Below are 1,980 nucleotides of genomic sequence, written 5' to 3'. Positions count from 1 at the left end.
GCCCGTGGTTGTGCCCGCCCCCCCCTCGGGGAGCGGCCACAACCACGGACAGACTCACGGCCACCGGCGGAAGCCGTTTCCGCCCCGGGGCTTCAGACGGCCGAGGGCGTCCCGGACCCGGACCGCGCATTGTAGGCGTCAAGCAGTTGCTGGGCCGCCACGCCGGCCTCGGCGAAGGCCTTCGCGGGGTCCGCTCCGTTGCGCAGGACCTCGTCCATCGCTCCGGTGACGACCTCGTTGACGGCCGCGAAGTCGCCGAGGAGCGCACCGAGCGCCGCCGGTGAACGGTCGGACGCCTCCAGCTGCTCCCCGGCCACCCGCTGCTGCGGCCGGCGGTCGAACCATCCCGTCGCCTCCAGCAATTCCCGGGCCGCGCCGGTCACCGGTACGAAACCGTTGGTGCGGTGCCAGTCCGCGGCGTTGGCCGGGCTGATCAGGTACTGGGTGAGGGCGAGCAGCCCGTCCTGCGTGGCGTCGTCGAGTCCCGCGGCCAGCCACAGGGAGTCCCCCGAGACGGGTTGGCCCGCGACAGGGGCCTTGGCGTTTTTCGGCAACGGGAACACCGCGACCTCGAAGCCCGCCTGCGCGCCGGCCTGGATGAGTTCGCGGGCGGCCTTGGAGGAGTCGAAGGTGAAGGCGACCTTCTGCTGGACGAAGGCCTCGAACGCCCCGCCCCAGTCCGAGGGCCCGCCCGTGTAGAGGTAGTGGCCGCGCTCGTGGAGGTGAGTCCACCAGCGGACCCAGTCGAGCATTTCGTCCGATGTGATGTTCACAGTCCCGGCGGGGGCGGACCGGCCGTTGTCCTGATCGGTGAGCAGCCCGTTCTGCAGGGCGACGGCCTGCTGGAACACCCAGCCGTCGTTGGCCCAGGTGATCCCGTGACCGGGACCGCCCGCGAGGCGGGCCACGGCCTCGCAGGCCGCTTCGGTCTCGTCCCAGGTACGGGGCGGCTCCGGGACTCCTGCCCGCTCCAGGAGGGAGGCGTTGGCGTAGCAGAGCATGGTGGTGACCGTGAACGGCAGCGAGATCAACTCGCCTCCGAACGAATAGGAATCGCGCACCGTGGGGTCGAGGTCGTCCACGACCACCGGGTGGCCCAGTATCTCCGTACGGCCGGCCAGGGCGGCCTCGACCGAGGTGAACACCGGCGACCCGTCGGGGTTGCGGGCGTCGCGCGCAAGCTGGCTGTCGGTGGCGTAGTAGCCCGCGATGTGCGGGGGCCTGCCCTCGGCTGCGGCGCGGGCCACCTTTTCGGGCATGGTCCAGAAGTCGTGGCCGGTGATGTCGACCCGGTATCGGGGATGGGTACGCTCGAACTCGGCCGCCCGCTCGCGCAGCGGAGCGAGGAAGTCACGCCCGTCATAGGTGGGGAACGGGTAGTCCGCCAGCCACACGTCCAGGATGATCCGCTCCTCCTGCGGCTGCTCCGGGGTCTGGCCGTTCTTCGGTTCTGGAGCCTGCAAGGTCTGCCTCCTGAGGATCAGCGGACGCCGGATAGGGGTCGGGGGACATCGTCGATTCCCGGCCGCTGTCGGGGCATCTCCTGCTATGCGCAATCCGGCCCCTTCCGGCAGAGCCTCCACAAGCCCCCCTGAGGCCCCGGAGCAGCCCCATGGGGGGGAAACGTCAGCAGGAGGGCAAAAGGGCCGTAGAGCGGCTTCTGGGGGGCTTGTGGAGGGTGCACTTCGATCACGAGGGAAGCCGACTCACCCCCCCTCCCACGGGATGCCCCCCCCCGGGAGGGGGACACCGTCGCCCGGTCTCCCCGCAGGGACTTGGTCCCTCTTCGGTCCCTGTGTTTAGTCCCTGGGTATCACCGCAGGTCAGAGGGGGTATGACCCCCCGAAAAGGGACTGAAGGGACTCAACTTCCTAATTATGAGCCCACTACGTACGCGCGCGTATGCAGGCGCGCATAAAGTCATACTGCTTTATTATACTCAGCTCATAATTGGGAAATTGAGTAACATCAGTACCTTTT

Annotated in this window: 1 protein-coding gene; it reads right to left on the bottom strand. The window is 68.7% G+C overall.

Translation table 11 applies throughout. From position 1 onward, the window contains the following. Window positions 1–92: 92 nt before the first annotated feature. On the bottom strand, window positions 93–1,463 hold the full coding sequence (locus tag ACFV20_RS36785) for an extracellular solute-binding protein (protein WP_381115643.1): 1,371 nt from the start codon (window positions 1,461–1,463) through the stop codon (window positions 93–95). Window positions 1,464–1,980: the final 517 nt, after the last annotated feature.

Source organism: Streptomyces sp. NPDC059696, assembly GCF_042733745.1.
Lineage (GTDB): Bacteria > Actinomycetota > Actinomycetes > Streptomycetales > Streptomycetaceae > Streptomyces.
Note: the sequence above shows the minus strand (reverse complement) of the source record. Positions and strands in the feature narration are given on the sequence as shown.